This is a genomic window from Kribbella voronezhensis, assembly GCF_004365175.1.
Lineage (GTDB): Bacteria > Actinomycetota > Actinomycetes > Propionibacteriales > Kribbellaceae > Kribbella > Kribbella voronezhensis.
In genome coordinates, this window is record NZ_SOCE01000002.1 from 458,637 (window position 1) to 483,495 (window position 24,859).

General features: G+C 68.3%; 25 protein-coding genes. 14 read left to right on the plus strand and 11 right to left on the minus strand.

The window, feature by feature from the left end; genetic code table 11:
* The first annotated feature begins 170 nt into the window (after window positions 1–170).
* The 4 genes from def to EV138_RS29535 are packed head-to-tail and all read left to right on the plus strand — an operon-like array spanning window position 171 to window position 4,077.
* Window positions 171–713: a peptide deformylase gene (gene def, locus EV138_RS29520; protein ID WP_133982818.1), complete on the plus strand. Its 543-nt coding sequence runs from the start codon at window positions 171–173 to the stop codon at window positions 711–713.
* Window positions 710–1,639: a methionyl-tRNA formyltransferase gene (gene fmt, locus EV138_RS29525; protein WP_133982820.1), complete on the plus strand. Its 930-nt coding sequence runs from the start codon at window positions 710–712 to the stop codon at window positions 1,637–1,639. Before def ends, fmt begins: the two co-directional genes overlap by 4 nt.
* Window positions 1,636–3,027 carry an RsmB/NOP family class I SAM-dependent RNA methyltransferase gene (locus tag EV138_RS29530; RefSeq protein ID WP_133982822.1) on the plus strand — a complete coding sequence of 464 codons (1,392 nt, stop codon included), beginning with the start codon at window positions 1,636–1,638 and terminating at the stop codon, window positions 3,025–3,027. The genes fmt and EV138_RS29530 overlap by 4 nt, the downstream gene beginning before the upstream one ends.
* Before the next feature lie 57 nt (window positions 3,028–3,084).
* Window positions 3,085–4,077, plus strand: a complete 993-nt coding sequence (locus EV138_RS29535) for a DMT family transporter (RefSeq protein ID WP_238158499.1) — start codon at window positions 3,085–3,087, stop codon at window positions 4,075–4,077.
* 4 nt (window positions 4,078–4,081) lie between these two features.
* On the opposite strand, the gene EV138_RS29540 is transcribed toward EV138_RS29535, so the two are convergent.
* Window positions 4,082–5,056 carry a DMT family transporter gene (locus EV138_RS29540; RefSeq protein WP_202866998.1) on the minus strand — a complete coding sequence of 325 codons (975 nt, stop codon included), beginning with the start codon at window positions 5,054–5,056 and terminating at the stop codon, window positions 4,082–4,084.
* Between the two features lie 205 nt (window positions 5,057–5,261).
* Between EV138_RS29540 and EV138_RS29545 the strand changes: the two genes are divergently transcribed.
* From EV138_RS29545 to EV138_RS29560, 4 genes are all read left to right on the plus strand, one after another.
* Window positions 5,262–6,452, plus strand: a complete 1,191-nt coding sequence (locus EV138_RS29545) for a cysteine desulfurase-like protein (protein WP_133982828.1) — start codon at window positions 5,262–5,264, stop codon at window positions 6,450–6,452.
* 92 nt (window positions 6,453–6,544) lie between these two features.
* Window positions 6,545–8,128: an alpha-amylase family protein gene (locus EV138_RS29550; protein WP_133982830.1), complete on the plus strand. Its 1,584-nt coding sequence runs from the start codon at window positions 6,545–6,547 to the stop codon at window positions 8,126–8,128.
* Between the two features lie 27 nt (window positions 8,129–8,155).
* Window positions 8,156–9,487, plus strand: coding sequence for an ROK family transcriptional regulator (locus tag EV138_RS29555; RefSeq protein WP_166678791.1), 1,332 nt, complete (start codon window positions 8,156–8,158; stop codon window positions 9,485–9,487).
* Between the two features lie 7 nt (window positions 9,488–9,494).
* Window positions 9,495–10,778 carry a glycoside hydrolase family 125 protein gene (locus EV138_RS29560; RefSeq protein ID WP_133982832.1) on the plus strand — a complete coding sequence of 428 codons (1,284 nt, stop codon included), beginning with the start codon at window positions 9,495–9,497 and terminating at the stop codon, window positions 10,776–10,778.
* Here EV138_RS29560 and EV138_RS29565 read toward each other — a convergent pair.
* Together EV138_RS29565 and EV138_RS29570 are read right to left on the minus strand one after the other, a co-directional pair.
* Window positions 10,775–11,620 (minus strand): ABC transporter permease, encoded by an 846-nt coding sequence (locus EV138_RS29565; RefSeq protein WP_133982834.1) that lies wholly within the window; start codon window positions 11,618–11,620, stop codon window positions 10,775–10,777. The two genes, EV138_RS29560 and EV138_RS29565, sit on opposite strands and share 4 nt — an antisense overlap.
* Window positions 11,610–12,524, minus strand: coding sequence for an ABC transporter ATP-binding protein (locus EV138_RS29570; protein WP_133982836.1), 915 nt, complete (start codon window positions 12,522–12,524; stop codon window positions 11,610–11,612). Before EV138_RS29570 ends, EV138_RS29565 begins: the two co-directional genes overlap by 11 nt.
* A gap of 240 nt (window positions 12,525–12,764) precedes the next feature.
* Here EV138_RS29570 and EV138_RS29575 point away from each other — a divergent pair, with 240 nt between their 5' ends.
* Entirely contained in the window at window positions 12,765–13,379 is a 615-nt protein-coding gene (locus EV138_RS29575; protein WP_133982838.1) for an NAD(P)-dependent oxidoreductase, read from the plus strand.
* A 1-nt stretch (window position 13,380) separates the two neighbouring features.
* On the opposite strand, the gene EV138_RS29580 is transcribed toward EV138_RS29575, so the two are convergent.
* Genes EV138_RS29580 through EV138_RS29590 form a run of 3 tightly spaced genes read right to left on the minus strand, consistent with a single transcriptional unit; the run spans window position 13,381 to window position 15,918 of the window.
* The gene (locus tag EV138_RS29580) at window positions 13,381–14,046 is read right to left on the minus strand and encodes a response regulator (RefSeq protein WP_112238143.1); all 666 of its coding nucleotides are present in this window, start codon (window positions 14,044–14,046) and stop codon (window positions 13,381–13,383) included.
* A gap of 25 nt (window positions 14,047–14,071) precedes the next feature.
* Window positions 14,072–14,731: a response regulator gene (locus EV138_RS29585; RefSeq protein ID WP_133982840.1), complete on the minus strand. Its 660-nt coding sequence runs from the start codon at window positions 14,729–14,731 to the stop codon at window positions 14,072–14,074.
* Window positions 14,728–15,918 (minus strand): sensor histidine kinase, encoded by a 1,191-nt coding sequence (locus EV138_RS29590; protein ID WP_238158500.1) that lies wholly within the window; start codon window positions 15,916–15,918, stop codon window positions 14,728–14,730. Before EV138_RS29590 ends, EV138_RS29585 begins: the two co-directional genes overlap by 4 nt.
* 163 nt (window positions 15,919–16,081) lie before the next feature.
* Here EV138_RS29590 and EV138_RS29595 point away from each other — a divergent pair, with 163 nt between their 5' ends.
* Window positions 16,082–16,540 (plus strand): DUF6069 family protein, encoded by a 459-nt coding sequence (locus EV138_RS29595; protein ID WP_133982842.1) that lies wholly within the window; start codon window positions 16,082–16,084, stop codon window positions 16,538–16,540.
* Between the two features lie 9 nt (window positions 16,541–16,549).
* Window positions 16,550–17,122: a class I SAM-dependent methyltransferase gene (locus EV138_RS29600; protein ID WP_133982844.1), complete on the plus strand. Its 573-nt coding sequence runs from the start codon at window positions 16,550–16,552 to the stop codon at window positions 17,120–17,122.
* Window positions 17,123–17,137: 15 nt separating this feature from the next.
* Here the strand turns inward: EV138_RS29600 and EV138_RS29605 are convergent, their stop codons facing one another.
* Window positions 17,138–17,890, minus strand: a complete 753-nt coding sequence (locus EV138_RS29605; protein ID WP_133982846.1) for a FadR/GntR family transcriptional regulator — start codon at window positions 17,888–17,890, stop codon at window positions 17,138–17,140.
* Window positions 17,891–18,044: 154 nt separating this feature from the next.
* Here EV138_RS29605 and EV138_RS29610 point away from each other — a divergent pair, with 154 nt between their 5' ends.
* Complete coding sequence (locus EV138_RS29610; RefSeq protein ID WP_133982848.1) at window positions 18,045–19,256, plus strand: alpha-hydroxy acid oxidase; 1,212 nt, start codon at window positions 18,045–18,047, stop codon at window positions 19,254–19,256.
* On the opposite strand, the gene EV138_RS29615 is transcribed toward EV138_RS29610, so the two are convergent.
* The 3 genes from EV138_RS29615 to EV138_RS29625 all read right to left on the minus strand — a co-directional run bounded on the left by EV138_RS29615 (window position 19,253) and on the right by EV138_RS29625 (window position 22,422).
* Window positions 19,253–20,395, minus strand: coding sequence for a sensor histidine kinase (locus EV138_RS29615; protein ID WP_238158501.1), 1,143 nt, complete (start codon window positions 20,393–20,395; stop codon window positions 19,253–19,255). The two genes, EV138_RS29610 and EV138_RS29615, sit on opposite strands and share 4 nt — an antisense overlap.
* 84 nt (window positions 20,396–20,479) lie before the next feature.
* Complete coding sequence (locus EV138_RS29620) at window positions 20,480–21,130, minus strand: pyridoxamine 5'-phosphate oxidase family protein (RefSeq protein WP_133982850.1); 651 nt, start codon at window positions 21,128–21,130, stop codon at window positions 20,480–20,482.
* Entirely contained in the window at window positions 21,130–22,422 is a 1,293-nt protein-coding gene (locus EV138_RS29625) for an MFS transporter (RefSeq protein ID WP_133982853.1), read from the minus strand. The genes EV138_RS29620 and EV138_RS29625 overlap by 1 nt, the downstream gene beginning before the upstream one ends.
* 171 nt (window positions 22,423–22,593) lie before the next feature.
* Here EV138_RS29625 and EV138_RS29630 point away from each other — a divergent pair, with 171 nt between their 5' ends.
* Complete coding sequence (locus tag EV138_RS29630) at window positions 22,594–23,025, plus strand: hypothetical protein (RefSeq protein WP_133982856.1); 432 nt, start codon at window positions 22,594–22,596, stop codon at window positions 23,023–23,025.
* On the opposite strand, the gene EV138_RS29635 is transcribed toward EV138_RS29630, so the two are convergent.
* Entirely contained in the window at window positions 23,015–23,863 is an 849-nt protein-coding gene (locus EV138_RS29635) for a helix-turn-helix transcriptional regulator (protein ID WP_133982858.1), read from the minus strand. The genes EV138_RS29630 and EV138_RS29635 overlap by 11 nt on opposite strands.
* 145 nt (window positions 23,864–24,008) lie before the next feature.
* Between EV138_RS29635 and EV138_RS29640 the strand changes: the two genes are divergently transcribed.
* Window positions 24,009–24,788 carry an NAD(P)H-dependent oxidoreductase gene (locus EV138_RS29640; RefSeq protein ID WP_133982860.1) on the plus strand — a complete coding sequence of 260 codons (780 nt, stop codon included), beginning with the start codon at window positions 24,009–24,011 and terminating at the stop codon, window positions 24,786–24,788.
* Window positions 24,789–24,859 lie beyond the last annotated feature (71 nt).

The following is a 24,859-nucleotide window of genomic DNA, read 5'->3' on the forward strand; positions in this document are numbered from 1 at the left end:
GCCTGAGACCACAGTACGTGCTCACAGCAACAATCAACACCCCCACCAACCCCACCGGCCCCGCCAATCACCATGCCTATGCAAGAGGAATGGGTGCTTGCGTGCCGGGGGAGTGAGCGAGCGCACTAGACTGTTTCGGTCCCCCTGTCTGTGACTGCTGTGGAGTTTGTGTGTCGGTCCAACCCATCCGTTTGTTCGGCGATCCCGTCCTGCTCACCAAGGCCGATCCCGTCGTCGACTTCGACGCAGAGTTGCGCCGGCTGGTCGCCGATCTCACCGACACCATGCAGGCCGCGCCCGGCTCCGGCCTCGCCGCTCCGCAGATCGGTGTCGGCCTCCGCGTCTTCACGTACTTCGTCGAAGGAGAGCTCGGCCACCTGGTCAACCCGGAGCTGAGCCTGTCGACGGAGGACCAGTTCGGCCCGGAGGGCTGCCTGTCGATCCCCGGCCTCACCTTCGACTGCCGCCGCGCGCTGAACGTGATCGCCAAGGGCTTCAACATGTACGGCGAACCTGTGGTGATCGAGGGCTCCGACCTGCTCGCCCGTTGTATCCAGCACGAGACCGACCACCTCGACGGCGTACTGTTCGTCGACCGGCTGGACACCGAGACCCGCAAGGCCGCGATGAAGGCGATCCGCGAGGCGGACTGGCTCGGCGGCCCGCCGCAGCTCAAGGTCTCGCCGCACCCGACGAACGGATTCGGTCTGTGAGAGTCGTCTTCGCCGGCACCCCCGAGGTGTCGGTCACCGCACTGAAAGCCATCGTTGCCAGCAGCCATGAACTGGTTGCCGTCGTCACCCGTCCCGACGCGCCCGCGGGTCGCGGCCGCAAGCTGGTCGCGTCCCCGGTCGCGCAGTACGCCGAGGAGCTCGGCGGCATCGAGATCCTCAAGCCGGTCAAGCCGAGCGACCCCGAGTTCCTCGCCCGGCTCACCGAGATCGCGCCGGACTGCTGCCCGGTGGTCGCGTACGGCGGGTTGCTGCCGCAGGCCGCGCTCGACATCCCGCCGCACGGCTGGATCAACCTGCACTTCTCCGTGCTGCCGGCCTGGCGTGGTGCCGCGCCGGTGCAGCAGTCGATCATCTCCGGCGACGACGTGACCGGGGCGAGCACGTTCCGGATCGTGAAGGCGCTCGACGCCGGACCCGTGTACGGCGTGCTGACCGAACGCATCGGCCCGAAGGACACCGCCGGCGATCTGCTCACCAGGCTGTCGGTCTCCGGCGCGAAGTTGCTCGTCGACACTCTCGACGGGATCGAGGCCGGTGTCCTCGAAGCGCGGGAGCAGCCGACCGACGGGGTCACCCTCGCGCCGAAGATCACCGTCGAGGACGCCGAGCTGGACCTGGCCGCGCCCGCGCAGCGAGTGGACCGCCTCGTGCGCGGCTGCAACCCGTCGCCAGGCGCGTGGACCACCTTCCGCGGCGAGCGCCTCAAGGTCCTCGAGGTCAATCCGACCGACGAGGAGCTGAAGCCCGGCGAGATCCGCGCCACCAAGTCCTCGGTGCTGGTCGGCACCGGGAGCAAAGCGCTCGAGCTCGTCACGGTCCAGCCGCAGGGCAAGAAGCCGATGGCCGCGGCCGACTGGGCGCGCGGCGTACGGATCGTCGACGAAGACCGTCTGGGCTCCGAGTGAGCGACCGCAGTCCCCGCAATCGCGCACCGCAACGCCGTCCGGACCCGGTCCGCCAGCTCGCCTACCGGGTGATCCGCCAGGTCACCGCCGAAGATGGGTACGCCAACCTCGTTCTCAACAAGACGCTGCGCGACCAGCGGATGAGCGGCCGGGACGCGGCGTTCTGCACCGAACTGGTGCACGGGACGCTGCGCTGGCAGGGGACGTACGACGCGGTGCTCGCGCGCTGCGTGTCTCGTCCGCTCCCCGAACTGGACGCGAACCTGCTCGACCTTCTTCGCCTCGGCACCCACCAGTTGCTCCGGATGCGCGTCGACTCGTACGCGGCTGTCAACGAGATGGTCACGCTCACCCGCGCCGAAGCCGGCCAGAGCCGCAGCGGCCTGGTCAACGCCGTACTGCGGAAGGTCAGCCAGCGCACGCTCGACCAGTGGATCACCACGATCGCGCCGGCGCCCGAGGACGACGAGTACGGCTATCTCGCCATCGCCAAGGCTCACCCGCGCTGGGTGATCGGGGCCTTCGACGATGCGCTCGGTGTGCGTGGCCTCGAACGTGACCTGGTCGACCTGCTCGACGCCGACAACGACCCGCCGCGCGTCACGCTGGTCGCTCGTCCCGGTCTTGCGGAGCTGGACGAATTGATCGAGGCCGGAGCGACCCGCACCCGCTGGTCGCAGTACGGCGCTGTGCTGCAGGGCGGCGGTGATCCGGGACGGATCGGTGCCGTGGCGACAGGTCGTGCAGGTGTGCAGGACGAGGGATCCCAGCTAGTCGCTACTGCACTGGCCACTGCGCCGCTGGAGGGCGACGACGCACGGTGGCTCGACCTCTGTGCCGGTCCTGGAGGCAAGTCGGCACTACTGGCCTCGCTGGCTAACCAGAAGGACGCCCTGCTCACTGCTGTCGAGCCACAGAAGCACCGCGCCGACCTGGTGCGCTCCAACCTTCGTGCGATTCCCGGTGATCACCAGGTGCTTGTCGGCGACGGTACGAAGCCGACGTGGCCTGCCGGGTGGTACGACCGGGTGCTGGCCGACGTACCGTGCAGCGGACTTGGGGCGCTACGCCGCCGGCCCGAAGCACGCTGGCGCCGTACGCCGGACGACATCGCCGAGCTGCAGCCACTGCAGGAGGCTCTGCTGTCGTCAGCGATCACCTCCGTGCGACCTGGCGGCATCGTGGCGTACGTGACGTGCTCGCCGCACTACGCGGAGACCCGCGCAGTGGTGGACGCCGTACTCGACAGCCGGAGTGATGCGGTCGTCGAGGACGCCCGGGAGCTGTTCCCGGGTGTGCCGTCGCTCGGCGGTGGGCCGGATGTGCAGCTGTGGCCGCATCTGCACAGCACCGACGCGATGTACCTCGCGCTGATCCGGCGTACGTGAGGGCCATTCTGCGGACCGCCTGTCAGGTGCATGGCGAGTGACGGTCATGATGGTGCCGTGACAATCACCGAATCCCGGCCTGCCCTGAGTACTCGGCAAAGCCAGATCATCGGACTTTCCGCGGCCTTCGGCATCGGCATGCTGGTCGCCGTCCAGTCCAGGATCAACGGTGAACTCGGCAACCGGCTCGGCGACGGCGTACCGGCAGCGCTCATTTCGTTCATTTCGGGGCTGCTGATCCTCCTGGTCGCCTGCCTGCTGATCCGGCGGATCCGTACCTCGCTCCGCAACGTCTGGCGGACCATTCGTACGAGCTCTGGTGAGCAGGGCCAGCTCCGCTGGTGGCAGTGCATCGGGGGAGTCGCAGGTGCCTTCCTGGTGGCCACCCAGTCCATCACCGTCTCGGTGATCGGCGTAGCGGTGTTCACTGTGGCTGTTGTCGCGGGGCAGGCCGTCAGCAGCCTTGTAGTCGACCGACTCGGTTTCGGGCCGGCAGGGCCACAGCCGTACACCACGCTGCGGGTAGTGGGCGCTGTGCTTGCACTAGCGGCGGTGGTGCTCGCAGTTTCCGACCGTTTGAACCACCCGTCCGGCCTGCTGATCGCAGTACTGCCTGCACTCGCTGGTATCGGCACTGCGGTGCAGCAAGCGATCAATGGCCGCGTGGCGCGCACTGCCTCGGCGGATGCCTACGGCGCGCTCGCTGCCGGCTTCATCAACTTCTTGGCGGGCACTGCAGCGCTGGTGATCGTCCTGCTGATCGACCTGTTCTTCCGCGGTGCACCCCGCAGCCTGCCCACCGAACCTTGGCTGTACTTCGGTGGTGCGTGCGGCGTGATCTTCATCAGCTCCGCGGCCGCCGTCGTCCGGGTGGTCGGCGTCTTCGTGCTCGGCCTCGGCACGATCGCAGGCCAGCTGATCGCGAGCCTGCTGATCGACCTCTTCCTGCCGGCGTCGGACCAGGCTGTCACCTTCCCGGTCGTCGCGGGAACGCTGCTGGCGCTGGTCGCTGTGGTCGTCGCAGCAATTCCCAATCTGCGGAAGAACTGAGCTCTTATTGCACGGGGGTGGCGGCCGACTCGGCCGGAACCTTCGGCTTGCGGGTCCAACGGCCAGGGCTCAGGACGCCCTGAGAGACCGCGACGCCGAACAGAACGACCAGGGCACCCACCGGCTGGTACCAGGTGAGGTGCTCGTCCAGCACCAGGACGCCGACGATGATGGCGAAGATCGGCATCACGTAGGTGACCATCGAGGTCACGCTGGCGCCGACCAGCCGGATCACCCGAAGGTTCAGCACGAAGGCGATCCCGCTGCCCAGAGCACCCAGGGCGATCACGCTGGCGACGGTCTTGAGCGAGAGCGTCCACGGCATCGGCGGTGCGTGCCCGGTGACGATCGGTGCCACGATCGCGAGCTGGACAGATGCGCAGAGCAACAAGCTCGCCGACAGCGCGGTACCGGACAGCTTGCTGCCGGCAATGAACCGCTTCTGGTACGGAATGGCCACACCGTACGAGCAGGCGGCGGCCATGCACAGGAGCTGGCCGGTGAGATCGGCGCCGCCGTGCAGCTGCCAGGCGCCGAGCACGACCAGCATGCCGATGAATCCGAGCACCAAACCGATCGCCCGCTGGGCATTGAACTTCTCGGTCCGGAAGACCAGGACCGCGACGGGCAGCACCACGAGCGGGGTGATGCCGTTCCAGATGCCGGCCAGCAGCGACGGGACCCGCTGCTCGCCGTACCCGAACAGTGTCCAGGGGAGTGCGGAGCCGATCGCGCCCATCACGAAGGTGTGCGCCCAGATCTTCGGCTCGCGCGGCAACGACTCGCGCTTGATCGCGAGAATCACGAGCAGCACCGCGGAACCGGCCAGCACCCGGCCGAGCGCGAGATAGGTCGGATGGAGTTCGCGGACTCCGACGGAGATGAACAGGAAGCTGCAGCCCCAGATCGCGGCCAGCAGCAGCATGGTCGGAAGCCAGGAACGAAGCGGCGGCATGTCAGGAGTCGTCTTGAAGCTCACTCCTGACATCCTGCAGCATCCCGCCGACAATTTCCCCATCCTGCCCGCAATTGGGCAACAACCCCACCTCCGCCGCCGCCCCCGGCACCCCAGCCCTCGGCAATAGCAATGGGCAGCCCCGCGAGAGGGAGTGGAGCCCGCCGGTGGGGCGGCCACACGCGGGTGCGCTGGCGGTGGGTTGGGTTGGGTGGTGAGGATGGGCGGTATGGGTGTCTTCGAGGTGGATTCGGTACGTAAGCAGTTTCCGGCGCTGAGTGAGGGGGCGGCTCATTTCGACGGGCCGGGTGGGTCGCAAACCCCACAGGTGGTCGCGGACGCGGTGGCGGCGACGATGGTGTCCGCGCTGGCCAACCGGGGCCGGTTGACGGCGGCCGAGCGGCGGGCCGACGACATCGTTCTCGGCGCCCGCCAGGCAATGGCGGACCTGCTCGGCACCGAGCCCGGCGGCATCGTTTTCGGTCGGAGCATGACGCAGTTGACCTACGACTTCGCCCGCACGCTCGCGAAGAACTGGGCGCCAGGGGACGAGGTCGTCGTCACCCGCCTGGATCACGACGCGAACATCCGACCCTGGGTGCAGGCCGCGGAGGCGGTCGGCGCGACAGTTCGCTGGCTGGCCTTCGACCCCGCGACGTCGGAACTCGAAGACCTCGAGCCGCTCCTTTCGGAGCGCACCCGGCTCGTCGCCGTCACCGGAGCGTCCAACCTGATCGGCACCCGCCCGGATCTGCCGGCCATCGCCGAGCTTGTGCACTCGGCGGGTGCGCTCGTGTACGTCGACGGCGTGCACCTGACACCGCACGCACCAGTGGACGCATCCTTCGCCGACTTCTACGCCTGCTCGCCGTACAAGTTCTTCGGGCCGCACTGCGGGGTGCTCTCGGCCGCGCCCGCATTGCTTGAGGGGCTCCGGCCGGACAAGTTGCTTCCGGCAACGGACGTGGTGCCGGAACGGTTCGAGTTCGGCACCTTGCCGTACGAACTGCTCGCCGGAACTGCAGCAGCCGTTGACTTCCTGGCCGGTCTCGGCGGAACGGGAGAGAACCGCAGAGAGCGTTTGCTGAGTTCTCTGGCGTTGCTCGAACTGTACGAGGACAAACTGCGCGAAGACCTCGAATCCCGGCTCGCCGCCATCGACGCCGTCACTCTCTACGGCCACGCGCAACGCCGTACGCCGACGTTGCTCTTCTCCGTCGCCGGCCACGACTCACGATCGGTCGCGGCACGGCTCGCTGAAGAGGGCGTCAACGCGCCAGCCGGTTCGTTCTACGCACTGGAGGCGTCCCGGCACCTCGGCCTCGGCGACAGTGGGGCGGTGCGGGCCGGTCTTGCTCCCTACACGAACGAGTCCGACGTCGATCGGCTGGTCGAAGGCGTCACCCGGCTGGTCTCTTGACTGCCTCGGAAGTTAATAACTAAAGTCAATGGGGTAAGTCGGTCCGTGCTGCTCGGCTGGCTTCCGGAACCCGATCTGGAGGAGCCCGCGGAGTGAACGAACCGGCCAAGGTATTCGTCCAGGCGACGTTCGGCGACTCGCTCGCGGAGGCTTCCCGCAGTACCGGCCAGACCTGGACCGCGGCCGGTATCGAGGTCAGCTGGAACGATCCGGAGATCGTTGTGAGCGCGATCCGCGAGGTCTCGCGGGTCGCGCTGCGCTGGGAGCAGCCGCTCGCGCCTGAGGTGCTCGTACTCGGAGACGCCTGGGAACGCTCGTACGGCGATCTCCAGTGGCGCCACCTCCAGCCCGACCGCCTGCTCCCGTGGTACTGGCTGGCTCACGACCGTCGTACCGGCACCACCACCGGCATGGGCGTCGACGTCCATCCCGGCGCCTTCTGCTCGTGGACCGTGGATCTCGCCGGCGTCACCCTCTGGCTCGACCTTCGCAACGGAGGCGGGCCGACCCGGCTCGGCGGCCGTTCCCTGGTCGCCGCTGTGGTCCGCCGGTTCGAGGACGCCGGTACGCCGTGGCTGACGCTGCAGGGGGCGGTGGAGTCCATGAGTTCCCGGCTACCGGCGCGACCTGAGCCCGTGCCGGTAGTCGGGGCGAACAACTGGTACTACGCGTACGGCGAGGGTTTCGACGAGAAGGCTGTCCTGCAGGACGCGGCGACCGTGGTCGAACTGGCCGACGGCCATCCGGTCAAGCCGTTCTCGGTGGTCGACGACGGCTGGAACCCGGGTGGCAACGGTTCGGGCGGACCCTGGGAGAGCGGTATCTCGGGGATCTTCGACGACATGGCCGGTACCGCCGCCGCGATCAAGGCTCTCGGTGCGCGGCCGGGGCTCTGGTTCCGCCCGTTGCTGTCCCGGGAGAGCGGTCTCTGGGGTCGCCAGGGACAGAACGACGGTTTCGGGCGCGCCCTCGACCCCTCGTACCCGGAAGTCCTCGATCTCGTGCGCGCGGACCTTCAGCGCTTCCGGGACTGGGGCTACGAACTGGTCAAACACGACTTCAGCACCTACGACGTCTTCGGCAGGTTCGGTCCGGCGATGGGTGCCCGGCTGACCGACAACGGCTGGCAACTGCACGACACCTCGCGTACTACGGCCGAGATCGTGCTCGCGTTCTATCGCGAACTCCGCGCGGCGGCGGAAGACGTAGTACTGATCGGCTGCAACACCGTCGGTCACCTGGCGGCCGGCCTGGTCGACATCCAGCGGACCGGGGACGACACGTCCGGCCGGGACTGGGAGCGGACCCGGAAGATGGGCGTCAACTCGCTCGCCTTCCGGCTGCCGCAGCACAACCGGTTCTTCACGCTCGACGCCGACTGCGTGCCCTGCACGCCGCAGACGCCCTGGGCGCTGAACCGCCAGTTCCTGGATCTGGTGGCTCGCTCAGGGAGCGCTCTCTTCGTTTCCGTCGACCCGGCAGCCAGGACGGAGCGGACCGATCGCGAGCTGAGCGACGGTATACGGTTGGCGCTCAGCGGTGGAGACGCGGCGCGGGGCGGGATCGAGCCGCTGGACTGGCTGGTCAACACGACGCCGAACAGCTGGCGGGCCGGCGGTGACGAGATCCGCTACGACTGGTCGCAGCCGTGGGGCGCCGACCCGGCCTCGGGCTGAGGGTGCCGTAGTGCGAGGCTCGGCCCGATGGAAGAGACAGGGGGAGTGGTGAACGCCGAACAGCCTCCGGCCGTGGTGCGCCGGGGTACGAACCTGGATCGGGTCGGCGGCTTCAACGACACCGTGGTGCTGGACGCGATCCGCCGCGCCGACCAACGGCTCAGCCGGGTCGAGATCGCCGCGGCAACCGGTCTCTCGGGCCAGGCCATCTCCAACATCACCCGCCGGCTGCTGGACGCCGGCCTCGTACGCGAAGCCGGCCGGCAGAAGAACGCCGGCCTCGGCAAACCGCGCACCCTGCTCGAACTCGAACCCACCGGCCAGTACGCCGTCGGCGTGCACCTGGACCCGGCCGTCGTCACCGTGGTCGTGCTCGACCTGACCGGCCAGGTGGTCGCGCGCCGGCGGTCCGAGACACCGGCGACCACCGACGACCCGGACGTCCTCATCGCCGGTATCGCCGCCAGTGTCGAAGAGGTCATCACCGCCGCGGGCGCACCGCGGGAACGAGTCGTCGGGGTCGGCATCGCAGCGCCCGGGCCGATCGACGTGGACCGGGGCGTGGTCGTCGATCCGCCGAACTTGTCAGCCTGGCACCTCGTTCCGCTGCGCGATGCCCTGCGCGAGCAGACCGGGCTGCCGGTCCTGCTGGACAAGGACGTCACCGCGGCCGCGTCCGCCGAGAAGTGGGCCGGTGGGCCGAACGGCCGCGGCAGCTTCGTCTTCTTCTATCTCGGCACCGGCGTCGGAGCCGGCTTGGTGATCGGGGACGAGGTGGTCCGTGGCTCGTCCAGCAACGTCGGCGAGATCGGCCACGTGATCGTCGACCCGGACGGCCCGCTCTGCTACTGCGGCCGGCGCGGCTGCGTCGGCGAGACCAGCCGCCCCGCTTACCTGGTCCAGCAGGCGATGCAGGCCGGAGTACTTGCCCAGGGCATCGATCTCGACGATCGGCACGCCGTCGACGCCGCCTTCGCCGAGCTGTGCTCGCAGGCAGCCGCCGGCTTCGGATCGGCCCGGGACATCATCATCGCGCTGGCCGGCCGGATCGCCAAGGTGGTCGAGGACATCGCGAACCTGCTCGACCTGGAGCGCGTCGTCTTCGGCGGACCGCACTGGGACCAGCTCGCTCCCTTCTTCGACGAGTTCGTCCGGGCGGCGCTGGTGGAGCGCTTTCTCGTGCGCTCCGTGCACCCGTTCGTCGTCACCGGCACGTCGCTCGGCGCCGATGTCGGTGCGGTCGGCGCGGCCAGCCTCGTGCTCGACCACACGTTCTCGCCGAACCCCTCGGTGTTGCTGCTCGGACCGGCGCCGGCGGAGAATCCGCCGGCCGTCCAGCTCGGATCTGCTGAAAGGTGATGTGTTGATGACCGGTATCGATCGCGAGGTTCTGGCCCGCGCCGTCGAGGAGGTCCGCCGGGCGACCGGCGACCCGGTGATCGCGGGGATGTTCGAGCGCTCGATGGCGGAGAACCTGCCGGCCGTCGCGGAGCGGCTGCCGGACGGGACCACCTTCGTGCTGACCGGCGACATCCCCGCGATGTGGTTGCGCGACTCGGCGGCCCAGCTCCGTCCGTACCTGGTGCTGTGCGGCGACGATCCGGAGCTGCAGGACGTCCTGATCGGCGTACTGCACCGTCAGCTCGAGTACATCGTGATCGACCCGTATGCGAACGCATTCAACCGGGCCGCCGACGGCGCCGGGCACACCACCGACGAGACCGAGATGTCGCCGTGGGTGTGGGAACGCAAGTACGAGATCGACTCGCTCTGCTACCCGATCGAGCTGGCCTACCGGCTGTGGCGGATCACCGGTCGCAAGGAGGTGATCGACCATCGGTTCACCGCGGCGGCGACCGCGGTTCTCGAGTTGTGGCGGATCGAGCAGGATCACGAGCGGAACTCGAAGTACCGGTTCCAGCGCCACGACGATCGACCCTCGGACACGTTGGTCCGGGACGGGCGCGGCCGTCTGACGCAGCCGACCGGAATGTCGTGGAGCGCTTTCCGGCCGAGCGACGATGCCACGGAACTCGGGTTCAACGTGCCGGGCAACATGTTCGCCTCGGCCGTGCTCGGCTATCTGCAGGTGATCGCCCGCGAAGTGCTGGACGACGAGTCGCTGGCGGCCCAGGCGGAGGAGCTCAAGGCCGCCATCGACGACGGGATCGCGCGCCACGGCATGGTCGAGCACTCGACGTTCGGCCGGGTCTACGCCTACGAGGTCGACGGCGACGGGGCGCACTTGTTGATGGACGACGCGAACATGCCGAGCCTGCTGTCCGCGCCGTTGTCCGGTTTCGTGGCGGCCGACGACCCGGCGTACCTGGCGACCCGGAAGCTGTTGCTGAGCCCCGAGAATCCCTACTACTACAGCGGATCCGCCGCGGCGGGGATCGGCAGTCCGCACACACCGCCGGACTACGTCTGGCCGATCGCGCTCGCCGTCCAGGGCTTGACCAGTACCTCGGCCGACGAGCGCCAGCGCGTGCTGGAGGTCCTCCGCGACACCACCGGCGGGACCGGGCAGATGCACGAGGGGTTCCACATCGACGACCCGTCGAAGTACACCCGGGAATGGTTCTCGTGGGCGAACGCGATGTTCTGCGAACTGGCCCTCGCGCATGCCGGTCGCCGGCTGCCCGACTAGGTGACGTCTCGTCGGCGAGTCGTGAAGGCGGCCACGGCGATGAACACCAACGCGTAGCCGAGCAGCGTCAAGAGAGCGCGATCTCCGCCGACCGCCTCCCGTACGCCGGGCGGCGCGTCGGCCGAGGCCATCCCGGTGACCGCGTACACCAGTGAGCCCGCGTTCGCGCCCGGCATCGCGTCGGACAAGAACTCCAGACTCGGCAGCAAGCTGCTCACCAGACCGGCCAGCAACGCCTCGATGCCGAGGATCCACACCACGCCGAGCCCGATCGGCAGCGCGATGTTGCGGAAGGCAACGGCTAGGGCGGCGCCGGCCAAGCACCACACGGTCAGCACCAGCCAGCCGCCGGCCAGACCCTGCAGCAGCTCGAGAGGACTCGGCCAGTTCAGGTCCGCGCCTTCGCCGACGGCGATTCCGATGCTGCACAACGAGCACGCCGCGAAGATGCCGAGAACCCAGACGGCGATGGCGGTGAACAAACCGAGGAACTGGCCTGCCAGCAACGAGCCGCGTCCGGGGCGCTGGGTGAGGATCGTCTTGAGCGTTCCCCACGTGTATTCGCTGCCGATCACCACCGCGCCGAGAACCAGAGCAAGCGCTCCCGCGAACACCGGGAAGCCGCCGACCGTGTTGTCCAGCACGCGTTCCGGCAGCACGCCGCGCAGTACTTCGGCGCGCGGGATCCCGTCGGTCTGCTGATTGCCGTCGCCGGTCACGTAGCCGAGGTACGGCAGCACGTAGCCGAAGACGACGCTCAGCACCAGGCCCGCCGCGAACAGCACCCAGACAGCGGATCGCTTGCGGAGCTTGAGCAACTCGGCTCGATAGCTAGCCAACATCAGCCTTCTCCTTGCTGGTGGTGAGCTCGAAGAACACGTCCTCCAGGGCCCGTTCAGTACTGCGCAACTCGGAGACCGCGATCCCGGCCTGCACCAGGACCCGGTTCACCTCGGCCGCGCGAGCAGGATCCACGGTGACCCGCAACGTGTCGTCGTACTGATGGACGACGTCGCCGAGAGCGCTCCGGAGTACGGAGTGAGCGCTCTCCAGTGGCGCTGCGCGGATCACGAGTTCCTGCTGTCCGCGGAGTTCGTCGACGTCGTGCTCGGCGACCATCCGGCCCGCGCTGATGATGCCGACGCGATCGCAGATCTGCTGGACCTCGCCGAGCAGGTGGCTCGACAGCAGGACGGTGCGGCCGTCCGAGCCGAGTTCGCGGATCAGCCGGCGCATGTCCCGCATCCCGGCCGGGTCGAGGCCGTTGGTCGGCTCGTCGAGGATCACCAGTTCGGGATCCTTGAGCAACGCGGCTGCCACACCGAGCCGCTGTTTCATCCCGAGCGAGTACGTCGAGAAGCGGTCGCGGGCGCGGTCGGTGAGGTCGACCAGTTCGAGCACTTGATCGATCCGGGTCCGCGCCACTTCGGCGTACTCGGCCAGCAGGCGCAGGTTGTCGAAGCCGGACAGGTACGGGTAGAAGGCCGGCGACTCGATCATCGAGCCGGTCCGGGCGAGCACCTGGGCCTGGCCGGGGGAACCGCCGAGGACTCGGACGGTGCCGCTGGTCGGCGCGATCAGGCCGGTCAGGATGCGCAGAGTCGTGGTCTTGCCGGCGCCGTTGGGCCCGAGGAAGCCGTACACCTCGCCCGGATGGACGAGCAGATCGACACCGTCGACCGCGAGGGTGTCGCCGTAGCGTTTCGTCAGGCCGGTGATCTCGACCAGCGGGGCAGTTTCACTCATGCCCCGACCTTGCCGCCCGAGGCTCTGCTTCCGCGTCGGCTCAGGGAAGTGACCGCGCGTACCGCGAGAGGAGTAGCCGCCCCTGAGGCACCCCTGGCGGCCAGGTAGGGGTCCGGTGCCGAGCAGGGCGATCGCCATGCCGTACAAGCGGCGGTGGCACCCTCCCGTGCATGCCGCTGCGAGGCGATGACGTACAGTGTTCGTTGGACGAACGGTGTTCGAGATTAAGGAAGCGGAGCCATGAGCAGAGTGGTCATTTTCGGGGCCGGCGGGCGGACCGGGCGGTGCCTGGTCGACGAGGCGCTGGCGGCCGGCCATCAGGTGAGCGCGGCGATGAGGACCTCGGTGCCGCTGCCGGGAGTCGAGTCGATCGTCGCCGACCTACGGGATCCAGCCTCGGTGGAAGCTGCCGTGAAGGGCCAGGACGTCGTGATCTCGGCGATCGGACCGTCCGGCCGCAAGGCCATGGGCCTCTACTCCGCTGCCGCGCGGGCACTCGTCCCGGCGCTCGAGGCGAGCGGCGGCGCGCGGTTGATCGCGATCACCTCAGCCGGCGTCCGGCGCGACGACCCGAGCTTCAAGCCGATCTATCGCGTGCTCGCCCGGACGGTGATGAAAGAGGCGTACGACGACATGCGGTTGATGGAGTCGATCGTGCGATCGAGTTCTGTCGATTGGACCTTCGTCCGGCCCACCCGCCTGCAGGACGAGCCGGCCACCGGGACCTATCGGGTCCAGGACAACGAGACTCCCGAGGGTGGCTGGCAGGTGACCCGGACGGATGTCGCCCGCTTCATCGTCCAGGAGATCGGGAAGCGTCAGTGGTCCCACGCTTTCCCGACGCTCGCCGAGTAGCTCAGCCGAGCCAGCCGGGGCGGACCAGGCCGGTTTGGTAGGCGAGTACGACGAGTTGCGCGCGGTCGCGGACGCCGAGCTTCACCATCGCGCGGCTGACGTGGGTTTTGGCCGTCGCCGGACTCAGAACCAGCCGAGCGGCGATCTCGTCGTTCGACAGACCTTCGCCGACCAGTGCGACGATCTCCCGCTCCCGCTCGGTCAGCACGTCGAGCTCCTTGCTCGCGTGCGGCTGACGGCTCCGCGTCGCGAACTCGGCAACCAACCGCTTGGTGACGCCGGGGGAGAGCAACGCATCCCCGCGGGCCACGACCCGCACGGCCTGCAGAAGTTCGACCGGCTCGGTGTCCTTGACCAGGAACCCGCTCGCACCGACCCGCAACGCCTCGAACACGTACTCGTCCAGATCGAACGTCGTCAGGATCACGACGTGAACGTCAGAGAGCGCTCCATCCGCTCCGATCTCCCGCGTCGCCTCCAGCCCGTCCATGCCGGGCATCCGGATGTCCATCAACACCACGTCGGGCTTCTCGGCACGTGCCAGTTCCACCGCCGCGGCACCGTCGGCGACCTCGCCGATCACCGTGATGTCGTCCTCGGCATTGAGCAATGACCGGAACCCCGCCCGCACCAACGCCTGGTCATCCGCCAGCAACACCCGAATCATGCGCCCACGCTAAGCCATCCCCCGGTCAGGCCAGACCGGCGTCATGCGCCAGCAGCGCTACCTGAGTGCGGTTTCCCAGGTCCAGCTTGGTGAGGATGTGGGAGATGTGCGCCTTCACCGTCGCCACGCTCATGAACAGCTCCGTCGCGATCTCGGCATTCGCCTTGCCCTGGGCAACAGCCAGCATCACGTCGTACTCGCGCGGACTGAGTCTCTCCAGCGCCACCCTCGCCCGCGTGTGCGCATCGGCTTCCGTCGCGGCCCGATCCATCAGCCGCCGCGTGATCGCCGGCGAGAGAATCGGGTCGCCCGCCGCAACCCGGCGTACGGCCTCGACGATCTGCGCCGGGGGAGTGTCCTTCAGCAAGAACCCGCTGGCTCCGGCCCGCAATGCGTGCAGCACGTTCTCATCGGTGTCGAACGTCGTCAGCACGACCACCTCCGGCGGGTTCTTGCGCGCCCGCAGCCGCCGCGTCGCGACGATCCCGTCCACCCGCGGCATCCGCAGATCCATCAGCACCAGATCGGGGAAGTGCTTGTCGATCGCGGCCGGTACCTCGTCGCCGTCGGCCGCCTGACCGACCACGGAGATCCCGTTCGCGCCATCGAGCATCATCTCCAGACTGGCCCGGACCAACGCGTCGTCGTCCACGACCAGCACCCTGATCAGCTCGGAGTCGCTCATGCGGGCCACGGTAGCGAGGCGTGCAGCCGGAACCCGCCACCGGTCTCGCCGTGATCCAGCGTGCCGCCCGCAAGTTGCACCCGCTCGGTCAGCCCGACCAGCCCCGTACCACTTCCGGGCGTCAGCGGTACGCCGTTCCCGCGAGGGTTGGTCAACTCGATCTGCAGGGTCCCACCCGGCCGCCCCTTCACCACCACGGTCACCGGCCGTCCAGCCGCATGTTTCCGGGCATTCGTGAGCCCTTCCTGCACGACCCGGTACGCCGTACGCCCGGTTGCCGGTGGCAACGACTCCGGCGCGGTGACGGCTTCGTCGTACCGGATCTCGGTGCCCGCGTCGCGGGACTCGTCGACCAGCGCGGCCAGGTCGCCGAAGGTCGGTTGCGGCCGCCCGCCCGGCAGTTCCTCGATGTCGCTGTCGCGCAGGACGCTGATCACCTCGCGCAATTCGTCCAGCGCCTGATGGACCCCGGCGCGGATCACCCCGGCTGCCTGGGCGAGCTTCTCCGGCGACGAGTCCGGCCGGTACTCCAGCGCACCGGCGTACGTCGCGAGCAGCGACAACCGATGCGCCAGTACGTCGTGCATCTCGCGAGCCATCCTCGTGCGCTCGAGAGTCCGCGCCTCGGCGACCCGGCGGCCCTGTTCGTTCTCGGCTCGGAGAGCGCGTTCTCGCAGTGAATGCAGCAACGCCCGCCGAGCCTGCGTCCACTGCCCCCAGCCGAGCAGAGCGGCGTGGATGGCCACGTCGAGGACGACGTACCAGGCCAGGTTCAACCCGTGGATCGGTCGCCAGAAGCCCTGCACCAGATGACCGAGCGTTCCGGCGAGTGCCACCAGAGCCGCGACTCGCAGCGGACGTCGCTGGGCGACCGTCAAGGTGCCGACCGTCGAGGGCGGCGTGGCCGCGGGAGAGAGCGCGGCCAGCGCGGCCAGGGCGAGGGCCGCATGGATCGGGCGGCGGCGCAGCAACAGGATCAGACCGCAGGCGATCAAACCGATGGCGATGTCGAAGATCAACCAGCCCGGCGTCCGGAAGCTTGCCTGGTGACGGCCCAGGATCGTCGTCCCCGTGAGAACGGCGATCGCACCCACCGAGAGGAGGTCGCCCCTCCAGAAGCCCGGCTCCCCGCACTGGTCTGCCGCTGTGCCGGCCATTGGTGGCGCCGGCTGATAGCTCTCCTCCATGCCGCCGACAGTAGGCGGCGATCGGCAAGCCTCGCCACCGACCAAAGTCGAAGCCGGAACGACCTTCGGGGGTACGCCCGCAGTCGCACGACTGATGCCGGGAGGTCGCGCTCTCCCTGATGGTTGGTGAAGTCAGGAACCTCCCGTCGCGAAAGGCACCGAAATGAGCATCAACGAGAGCAACCGAACCGCGCCGGCAGCCGGAGCCTCGCGGCCCCGTCGGGTTGAGGGCCGTCGGAGACTGGACGTCGTCGGCCTCGCGGTCGGCGTAGCCCTGATCTGGTGGGCCGTTCTGTCCCAGGCCGCCGGGATCGATCTGCAGGCCAAGCAGGGATCCGTCACGCACATCAACGGTGTGTCGGTCTTTGTCGCAACGCTCGTGACGAGCCTGGCCGGCTGGGGATTGCTGGCCGTGCTGGAGCGCCGTACGCCGAACGCCCGCAACGTCTGGACCCTGGTGGCAACGATCTTCTGCCTCACCTCGCTGGGCAGTCCACTTCTCAACGGCATCGGAATGGATGCGAAGCTCGCCCTGGCCTCACTCCACCTGGTGGTCGGTGCGGTCGTGATCCTCGGGCTTCGCAGGACCGCGCTCACCGCCCAGGAACGCTGTGCCTGTTGAGTACGTCCGATGGGAATGACAGCTTGGAGCGAGTACGCCGCCGCGAAGTCGCGACTCATCGGCGGGTTGCGCGGAACCGTCCTCGAGATCGGGGCCGGACGCGGCGCCAACTTCGGCTACCTCTCCCCGGACGTGTCGTGGATCGGCCTGGAACCGCACGATCGGACCCGGGCCGCTCTGCTCCGGACAGCAGCCGCTCACGACCTGCCGAGCCGGCAGGTCCTGGCCGCGTCGGCCGAGCGCATTCCGTTGCCTGAGGCAAGCGTTGACGGGGTGCTCTCGACAGTGGTGTTGTGCTCGGTGTCCGACCTCGGTGCCGCCCTGGCTGAAGTCCGGCGAGTACTCCGGCCGGGTGGCCGATTCGTCTTCTTCGAGCATGTCGCCGCGCCGTCGGGCACCTGGACGCACCACCTGCAACGCATCGCAGCACCCTTCACCCGTACCTTCGACAAGGGATGCGACCCGTCCCGAGACATCGGAACTGCGATCCGTTCCGCCGGCTTTGCCACCGTGGAGTTCGATCGCTACGTCCGTCCGGGTCCGCTCCACATCCCTTTCATCGCCGGAACCGCCGACAACTGAACCGGGGACAGCTGATCAGAGGCGCGCGGCGCGGTAGAACCCTTCGATGTGGTCGACGACAAGCTTCGACGCATCGTCGGGTCGGCCCGCTCGAATCGCCGCGATGATCGCGCGGTGCTCGGCCCGGAGACCAACCGCGGTCGTGTCCCAGTCGGGCAGATTGGGCACCGCCGCCAGTACGTAGCCGTGGATGGCCGTCCGCAACGACGACATCACCGCCGCGATCAACACGTTCCCGGCCAGCGCCGCCATCGCCACATGGAACTCCGCATCCAGCAGATGAAACTCCTCCGGCGACAACCCCGCCACATCCATCCGATCCAGCAGCCCCTCAGCCACCGCCAATCCGGCCGCATCCCCAACCTCGTCGCCCAGCCCAACCACCCCACCACCAGCCGCCTCGGCGTCCTGGTGGTCGGTGGCCTGGCGTTCGGCGGCTTGGCGGGCGGCCCAGGATTCGAGCAGGACGCGAGTCTGCACGATGTCGCCCATCGGCAGATGGTTGGTTGCCAGGTGCAACCGTAGGAGCGCGGTCAGCGGCGAGGCCGGCTCGGCGACGATCACCGCGCCGGCCTCCGGCCCCGACCCGGTCGCGGTTCGTACCACGCCCATCGCCTCGAGCACCCGCACCGCCTCGCGCACCGACGGCCGGCTGATCCCGAGCTGCTCCGCCAGAGATCGCTCTCCCGGCAGCCGTTCACCGATCCGCAACCGCCCGGCGGCGAGATCGGCCTCGACCCGGCTCAGCACCAACTCGTAGTTCTTCACGGCCGCACCCGCTCGACAGCGCCCGCCGGCAACTGTTCGTAGTACGCGGCGCTCCTGCTGCTGGACCTCATGCCGGTGAGTGTAGCTGTGTGGTCGGACCACAGGTTATGCTGTGGTCCGACCACACCGTTCCCGGCTGAGAGAGCGCTCCCCGATGACTGATCGACAGCTGCCGCGCTGGTCCGAGCTCAAGCCGCTGCTGCGCGCCAAGCCGGTCACCGTCAACCCGACCGAGCGGAGACTCGAGAAAGCGCTCACCATCGCGGACCTGCGCGCGATCGCGAAGCGCCGTACGCCGCGCTCGGTGTTCGACTACACCGACGGTGCCGCGGAGGCCGAGATCAGCCTGCGCCGGGCCCGGCGGCTGTTCGCCGAAATGGAACTGCAGCCGTCGATCCTGCGCAACGTCGCCGACATCGACCTCGGGACGACGATCCTCGGCAAGCGCTCGGAGCTCCCGTTCGCGTTCGCGCCGACCGGGTTCACCCGGATGATGAACCACGAGGGCGAGAGCGCGGTGGTCCGGGTCGCCGAGCGGATCGGCATCCCGTACGCGCTCTCCACGATGGGAACGACCTCGATCGAGGACGTCGCGGCAGCCGCCCCGGACGCGCGGAAATGGTTCCAGCTCTACGTCTGGAAGGACCGCGACGCGGGGGAGGACCTGGTCAAGCGGTCCGCCGCCGCGGGGTACGAGGCGCTGATGCTGACCGTCGACGTTCCGGTCGCCGGCGCGCGGCTGCGCGACGTACGGAACGGGTTCACGATCCCGCCGTCGCTCACCGTCAAGACTGTCCTGGACGCGTCCATGCACCCGGCCTGGTGGGCAAACCTGCTCACCACCCGGCCGCTGACGTTCGCTTCGCTGTCGAGCTGGGACGGGACCGTCGCAGACCTGCTGAACCAGTTGTTCGACCCCACGATGACCATCGACGACCTGAACTGGCTCCGCTCGATCTGGGACGGCCCGCTGATCGTGAAGGGCATCCAGACCGTCGAGGACGCCCGCCGCGTCGTCGACGCCGGCGCGGACGCGATCGTGTTGTCCAACCACGGAGGGCGGCAACTGGACCGCGCTCCCACACCGCTGCGAATTCTCCCGGAGGTCCGGAAGGCCATTGGCAGCGACGCCGAGATCTACCTCGACACAGGCATCCTGAGCGGTGCCGACATCGTCGCGGCCATCGCCTTGGGCGCGGACGCGTGCCTCGTCGGTCGGGCCTACCTGTACGGGCTGATGGCCGGGGGAGAGCGCGGCGTCGCCCGTGCGGCGGAGATTCTAACGACTGAGGTGCGCAGGACGATGGCTCTCCTAGGCGTCCCCAGCGTCGCGGACCTCAACCCCTCGCACGTCCGCCTGCCCTAGAGTCCGGCGGGCTCCAACGGCAACTGGGCAACGATCCTCAGCCCACCGGCCGGAGTACGAGTTGCTGTGAGCGTGCCGCCGAGTGCGGTGGCCCGTTCACGCATCCCGATGATCCCGTTGCCTTCCTTGGGCGGCCCGGTCAATGACTGCCCGTCGTCGTCCACCTGGAGTACGAGAGCGCTGTCGCCGTACTGGATGCGTACTGTCGCCGACGTCGCCTTGGCATGACGTACGACGTTGGTCAGCGACTCCTGGATGATCCGGAACGCCGCACGGTCCAGGCCGGTCGGCAGCGGTCGTGGAACTCCGTGGATCATGCTGTGCACCTCGAGGCCGGCCATCGACGTACGGCTGATCAGGCTGTCCAGGTGATCCAGGCCGACCACGGGTTGGCGTGGTGCTGCTTCGTCCGACTGGCGCAGGATGCCGACGATCGAGCGCAGCTCGACCAGTGCTTCCTTGCTGGCTTCTTTGATTGCGGCAAGAGCCGGTGCGGCCTGCTCTGGTTGACGATCAGCCAGGTGCAGCGCCGTGGACGCCTGCACGTTGATCAGGGAGATGTGGTGCGCCACCACGTCGTGCAGCTCCTGCGCGATCCGCAGGCGCTCCTCGCCCGCCTTGCGGAGCTCTTCCTCGCGCCTGGTCCTGTCTGCGGCCAGTACACGTTCGCGGTGACCGCGGAAGAGCTCGGCCAGGAAGCCGAGTACGACGAAGCACGTGCCGACCAGGAGGACCTGGTAGATGCTCTGCCCGTTGATCCCGAGCACTGCCCGGCCCAGCACGTGCCCGGCGTACAGGGCCACGAGCGCCGACCAGCCGGGCACTCGGTAGCCCCGGCGGATCGCTGTGAAGACGGCGATGACGAAACTGAAGATGACCGGGCCGTACGCGTACTGCATCAACATGTAGACGAGCGTGGAGACGACAGTTGCCCACAGCACCGGGATCGGCCGGCTGCGCAGCCAGTAGAGCGACACCGAGCCGATCAGGAGCAGCACGACCATGAACCAGTCGGCTGCCCGGCGATCGGTTTCACCGCGTGAGGCCCCGAACGATCCCACCACCGCAATCACCGACACCACGACCGGCAGCATCACCCGCCGGATGCGGTCGTCGTGTGAGAGCTCAGTACTGGTCACCCTCGAACCGTAGATGGCTGCACGTCCCACTGTCATCGCCGCCACGTGGTACTTCGTACTGCTACACCTGCAGTACGCCGTGGGTCAGTACTTGGTCTTGTAGATGCCTGCCTCGTACTGCGGGCCGTAGTACACCTCCAGCTCGGCCAGCTCCGCGTCCTTGCGGTCCAGGGCCTTCGCGATCTTCGCGCGGCTCGGCATCGCATCCGGGTTCCACGTCTCGGGCTTCCAGAGCTGCGAGCGCAGGAACGCCTTGGAGCAGTGGTGGAAGATCTCCTCGATCTCGACCAGCAGCGCCAGTTGCGGCCGGTTGCCCTTCACGATCATGTCGTCGAAGAACGGCGCCTCGCGGATGATCCGGGCGCGGCCGTTGATGCGCAGCGTCTCGCCGCGACCCGGCAGCAGGTAGATCAGGCCGACGTGCGGATTGCTGAGAATGTTCGTGAAGCCGTCGATGCGGCGGTTGCCCGCTCGCTCCGGGATCACGATCGTCGTGTCGTCGAGCACCTTGGTGAACCCTGCGGGGTCGCCCTTGGGGGAGACGTCGCAGCTGCCGTCCGCGGCGGAGGTCGCGATCAGGCAGAACGGCGACTGGGCCAGCCACTGCCGGTCCAGCTCGTGCAGTTCCTTGCGGGTCTTGTCCGTTGCGTGCTGCAACGGTGCCGGGACCACCTCGCGCAGCTCCTCGTACGAGGTGATCTCGGCCAGTCCTGTCAGGTCCAGAAGGTGGTTCATCAGGCGGCGCACTCCCCATTGAGCGACGGCTCGACCACCTGGCTGGCGGGCCGGGTCCGTGCCGCCCATCGTACGGTGGGACCAATCGCCACACTGGTCCCCAGGAACAGTGCACCGAGTACCAGCCAGCCGATCGGGCCCCAGCCGAGGACCAGCGTCGTCAGCAGCGCCGGGCCGAGCATGCGGGCGATCGCGGGTCCGGTTCCGAAGAAGCCCTGGTACTGGCCCTGCTTGTCGGCGGGGGCGAGGCCGAAGCTGATTTCCCAAGCGCCAGAGGCCAGCTTCATCTCACCGAGCGTCAGGAGAATCGCAGCGACAGCCAGTACTGCGGCGGCGCCGGCTGGAGCCATTCCGAAAGCGGTGACCGCGAAGACGCTGCACGCGGCGAGGAAGGCGAGTCCGGCGAATCGGATCGAGCGGGTCGCAGTACGGAGGTCTTTGACGCCGCGAGCGACCCTCACCTGGAACAGCGTGACGCCGATGGTGTTGACGATCAGGAGCGAGGCGACCATCCAGCTGGGAGCACTGGTGCGCTCCACGATCCACAGCGGTGCGATCAGGCTGAGCAGTGGCATGAACATGAGCATCACGGCGTTGAGCAGCGCGAGTACGGCGTACGGGCGGTCGTGCAGGACAGCTAGGCGGGGTTCGCCGGCGACCTTGAGTACCGCGGTGACTGCCGGGACCCTGTGGATCAATGCGGCGGCGATGAGGAAGCTGGCTGCGTCGATCGCAAATACAGTCAGGTACGCCGGTGCCGTGTCGAACCGAAGGGCTACGCCACCGAGTGCAGCGCCTACGGCAAGGCCTGCGTTCACCGTGGACTGCAGGAACGCCCGGATTCGAGTGCGCTCGGCTGGGGCGACCAGTCCGGCCAGTAGAGCCTGGCGTGCGGCGGTGAGGCCGGTTTGGCTGCTGGCGTAGGCGATCGCTGCGATCAGGAACAGCGGGAAGCTTCGGACGAAGAGGAACGATCCGACCGAGAGCGCGGTGGACAGCGCGAGCAGGATCGCGACGCCGCGCGGGCCCTTGCGGTCGGCCAGGTTGCCGAGCGGGACGCCGGTGAGGAAGCCGATCAGCCAGGCGACCGTGAGTCCGAGGCCCACCTGGGCGGTGGAGAGGCCGACCACTCGGGTGAAGAACAGCGCCGAGGTGACGATGAATGCGCCGTCGCCGACGGAGTTGGCCAGCTGGGCCATGGCGAGGTTCCTGGCTGCTCCGGCGGGCGGGAGGAGCCTGGTCAACCGGCCCCCAGTGGAGGTCTCGGTGCGATCGGTGGCGGTGCTGGTCATCGTCGGTCTCCTTGCTCGCGCTTGATGCTCTGAGCCTAGGAGCACAGCGGCCCAGACAGCAGATCCACTTCGGCCGGATCCTGGTGGGCCAATTGTCGGGCCGGCTCGATCGCGCCGGATTGCCCTGTGGACAACCGCGGAACGGGCTGCGAATCGCGGCACCTTGTAGGTATGAGCTTCCTGAATCTCCCCCCGGACTGGTCCGAGAGCCCGCTGTCGGACACCACCCTCGCCGCTGACGTGGTCGATCTCTGCGTGAGCGCGGGCGATCGCCGCCTCGGCCTGTTCAAAGCGATCTTCTGCGACCAGGAGGATCGCTTCCGCGGCGGCGTCGACATCTCGCTGCGTGACCGGCACGGCCAGCTCCATCTGACCGACTGCCGCACGGTCCTCGAGCCTCTCGTGGCCGCCCTCAGCGACCACCCAGACCTCGGTGTTCTGCTGGCGCTCGGCCGGCCCGGGCCCGAGTCATGGCCGGCCGTCGACAACCAGTGGGCCGAGCTGTCGGCAGACATTTGCAACGAGGCCGGCGTCCGCCTTCTCGCCTTCTACGTTGCTAGCGCCGACCACATCCGCCGCGTCGAAGCGCCGGTCAATGTCTGACGGGCGGGCCGTCACTACTGAGCCGGGCCTCGGTGGGTTCGCCGAGGGTGCTCAGCAGGCGCAGGCCGTCCTCGGCCGGGCTTCCGGGTGCCGCGGACAGGACTATGAGTTCCATGCCCGATTCCGCCGGCAGCAGGAAGTTCTCCTGGTGCAGTTCGAGGAGTCCGACCAGGGGATGCTGATAGGCCTTGCGCCCATGGGTGCGGGCGCTCACGTCCGCGCGGGCCCAGAGTTTGCGGAAGCGCGTGCTGCCCATCGCCAGCTCGCCGATGAGGGAAGCCAGCCGCGGGTCGTCGGGGTACTTGCCGGCCGCCAGCCGCAGGTGTCCGACCACGTCGAGAGTGCAGGTCTCCCAGTCGGCGTACAGGCCGCGTTCGGTCTCCTCGAGGAAGATGTGCCGGGCCGTGTTCAAGCCTGGGAGCTGCCGGCCGTAGAGGAGTCCGGCGAGACGGTTCCCTGCGATCACGTCCAGCCGGTGGTTCATGATCAGCGCAGGTGCGTCGGGGACCAGGTCGAGAACGCGCAGCAGCTCGGGTCGCAGTCGTCCGCTCGGCGCCTTCGCGCGGCGGCGACGCTGCCGGGCGAGCCGGTAGAGGTGCGCGCGTTCGGTCTCGTCGAGGCCGAGGACGCCGGCGAGTGCGTCGAGGATCTGTTCGGAGGGCTGGGTGGCGCGGCCCTGCTCCAGGCGGACGTAGTAGTCGACGCTCACCCCGGACAGGTGCGCGACCTCCTCGCGGCGCAGGCCTTCGACGCGGCGGCGGCTGTCGGTGGGGATGCCGACCGAAGCAGGGTCGACCCGGGAGCGCCGGGTGCGCAGGAAGCCCGCGAGATCGTCCATGTCTCCAAGTATGGCCTCGGATGGTGGCCGTGAAGGTGGCCCTGCCGGTACCAGGAAGTCCTGTCCGACGGTGAAAGCGTCCCTGAACAAGGCGGTCTCGAAGGCCGAGCATCGATGGCGAACAACTCCTCGAAGGGAAACAGCTATGAAGACGCACATCGTCTATGCCCACCCCGAGCCGCATTCGCTCAACGGCTCACTGAAGGACCTCGCCGTGACCACGCTCGAAGCCGCCGGCCACGAGGTACAGGTGAGTGACCTGTACGCGATGAACTGGAAGGCCGTGGTCGAGGCGGCCGACTTCGGCGAGCAAGCCACCAGTCCGCTACAGGTCGTCCGGAGCTCGGGTGCGGCGTACGACGCCGGCGCGCTCACGCCCGATGTGATGGCCGAGCAGGAGAAGCTGCTGTGGGCGGACACGGTGATCTTCCAGTTCCCGCTGTGGTGGTACACGATGCCGGCCATCCTCAAAGGCTGGGTGGACCGCGTGTTCTCGTACCACTTCGCCTACGGCGTCGGCGTACACGACGAGACGCGGTACGGCGAACGCTTCGGTGAAGGCACTTTGCAGGGCCGCCGGGCGATGCTCTCGGTGACCGCCGGCGGACCCGAGTCCCACTACAGCGACCGCGGAATCAACGGCCCTATCGACGACCTGCTCTTCCCGATCCACCACGGGATCCTCTACTACCCAGGCCTGGAGGTCCTACCGCCGTTCGTCCTCTACGGCACAGACAGGATGACCGCTGACGAGTTCAAGGACGCCGCCAAGGCCTGGACCGAGCGCCTGCTCTCACTGGAGACAACCGACCCGATCCCCTTCAGACCACAAAACTTCGGCGACTACGAAATCCCCTCCCTCCAACTCAAACCAAACCTGGAACTCCCCGGCCGCGGCAGCTTCGACCTCCACGTCCGGGCCTAGCCCTCAGTCGGCTTGTGGTGGTGGCAATGCCGCATTCGCCAGATCTTAAGGGAACACCTGTTCGAGCCAGG

What these genes read in the sequence shown, in the direction of transcription:
- EV138_RS29620 (WP_133982850.1), bottom strand. Translation starts at nt 21,130, where the DNA reads ATGAACCACCTTCTGGACCTGACAGGACTGGCCGAGATCACCTCGTAC.
- EV138_RS29600 (WP_133982844.1), top strand. Translation starts at nt 16,550, where the DNA reads ATGGGAATGACAGCTTGGAGCGAGTACGCCGCCGCGAAGTCGCGACTC.
- EV138_RS29595 (WP_133982842.1), top strand. Translation starts at nt 16,082, where the DNA reads ATGAGCATCAACGAGAGCAACCGAACCGCGCCGGCAGCCGGAGCCTCG.
- EV138_RS29570 (WP_133982836.1), bottom strand. Translation starts at nt 12,524, where the DNA reads ATGAGTGAAACTGCCCCGCTGGTCGAGATCACCGGCCTGACGAAACGC.
- EV138_RS29635 (WP_133982858.1), bottom strand. Translation starts at nt 23,863, where the DNA reads ATGGACGATCTCGCGGGCTTCCTGCGCACCCGGCGCTCCCGGGTCGAC.
- EV138_RS29625 (WP_133982853.1), bottom strand. Translation starts at nt 22,422, where the DNA reads ATGACCAGCACCGCCACCGATCGCACCGAGACCTCCACTGGGGGCCGG.
- EV138_RS29590 (WP_238158500.1), bottom strand. Translation starts at nt 15,918, where the DNA reads ATGGAGGAGAGCTATCAGCCGGCGCCACCAATGGCCGGCACAGCGGCA.
- EV138_RS29560 (WP_133982832.1), top strand. Translation starts at nt 9,495, where the DNA reads ATGACCGGTATCGATCGCGAGGTTCTGGCCCGCGCCGTCGAGGAGGTC.
- EV138_RS29545 (WP_133982828.1), top strand. Translation starts at nt 5,262, where the DNA reads ATGGGTGTCTTCGAGGTGGATTCGGTACGTAAGCAGTTTCCGGCGCTG.
- EV138_RS29610 (WP_133982848.1), top strand. Translation starts at nt 18,045, where the DNA reads ATGACTGATCGACAGCTGCCGCGCTGGTCCGAGCTCAAGCCGCTGCTG.
- EV138_RS29555 (WP_166678791.1), top strand. Translation starts at nt 8,156, where the DNA reads ATGGAAGAGACAGGGGGAGTGGTGAACGCCGAACAGCCTCCGGCCGTG.
- EV138_RS29640 (WP_133982860.1), top strand. Translation starts at nt 24,009, where the DNA reads ATGAAGACGCACATCGTCTATGCCCACCCCGAGCCGCATTCGCTCAAC.
- EV138_RS29565 (WP_133982834.1), bottom strand. Translation starts at nt 11,620, where the DNA reads ATGTTGGCTAGCTATCGAGCCGAGTTGCTCAAGCTCCGCAAGCGATCC.
- EV138_RS29575 (WP_133982838.1), top strand. Translation starts at nt 12,765, where the DNA reads ATGAGCAGAGTGGTCATTTTCGGGGCCGGCGGGCGGACCGGGCGGTGC.
- EV138_RS29630 (WP_133982856.1), top strand. Translation starts at nt 22,594, where the DNA reads ATGAGCTTCCTGAATCTCCCCCCGGACTGGTCCGAGAGCCCGCTGTCG.
- EV138_RS29580 (WP_112238143.1), bottom strand. Translation starts at nt 14,046, where the DNA reads ATGATTCGGGTGTTGCTGGCGGATGACCAGGCGTTGGTGCGGGCGGGG.
- EV138_RS29585 (WP_133982840.1), bottom strand. Translation starts at nt 14,731, where the DNA reads ATGAGCGACTCCGAGCTGATCAGGGTGCTGGTCGTGGACGACGACGCG.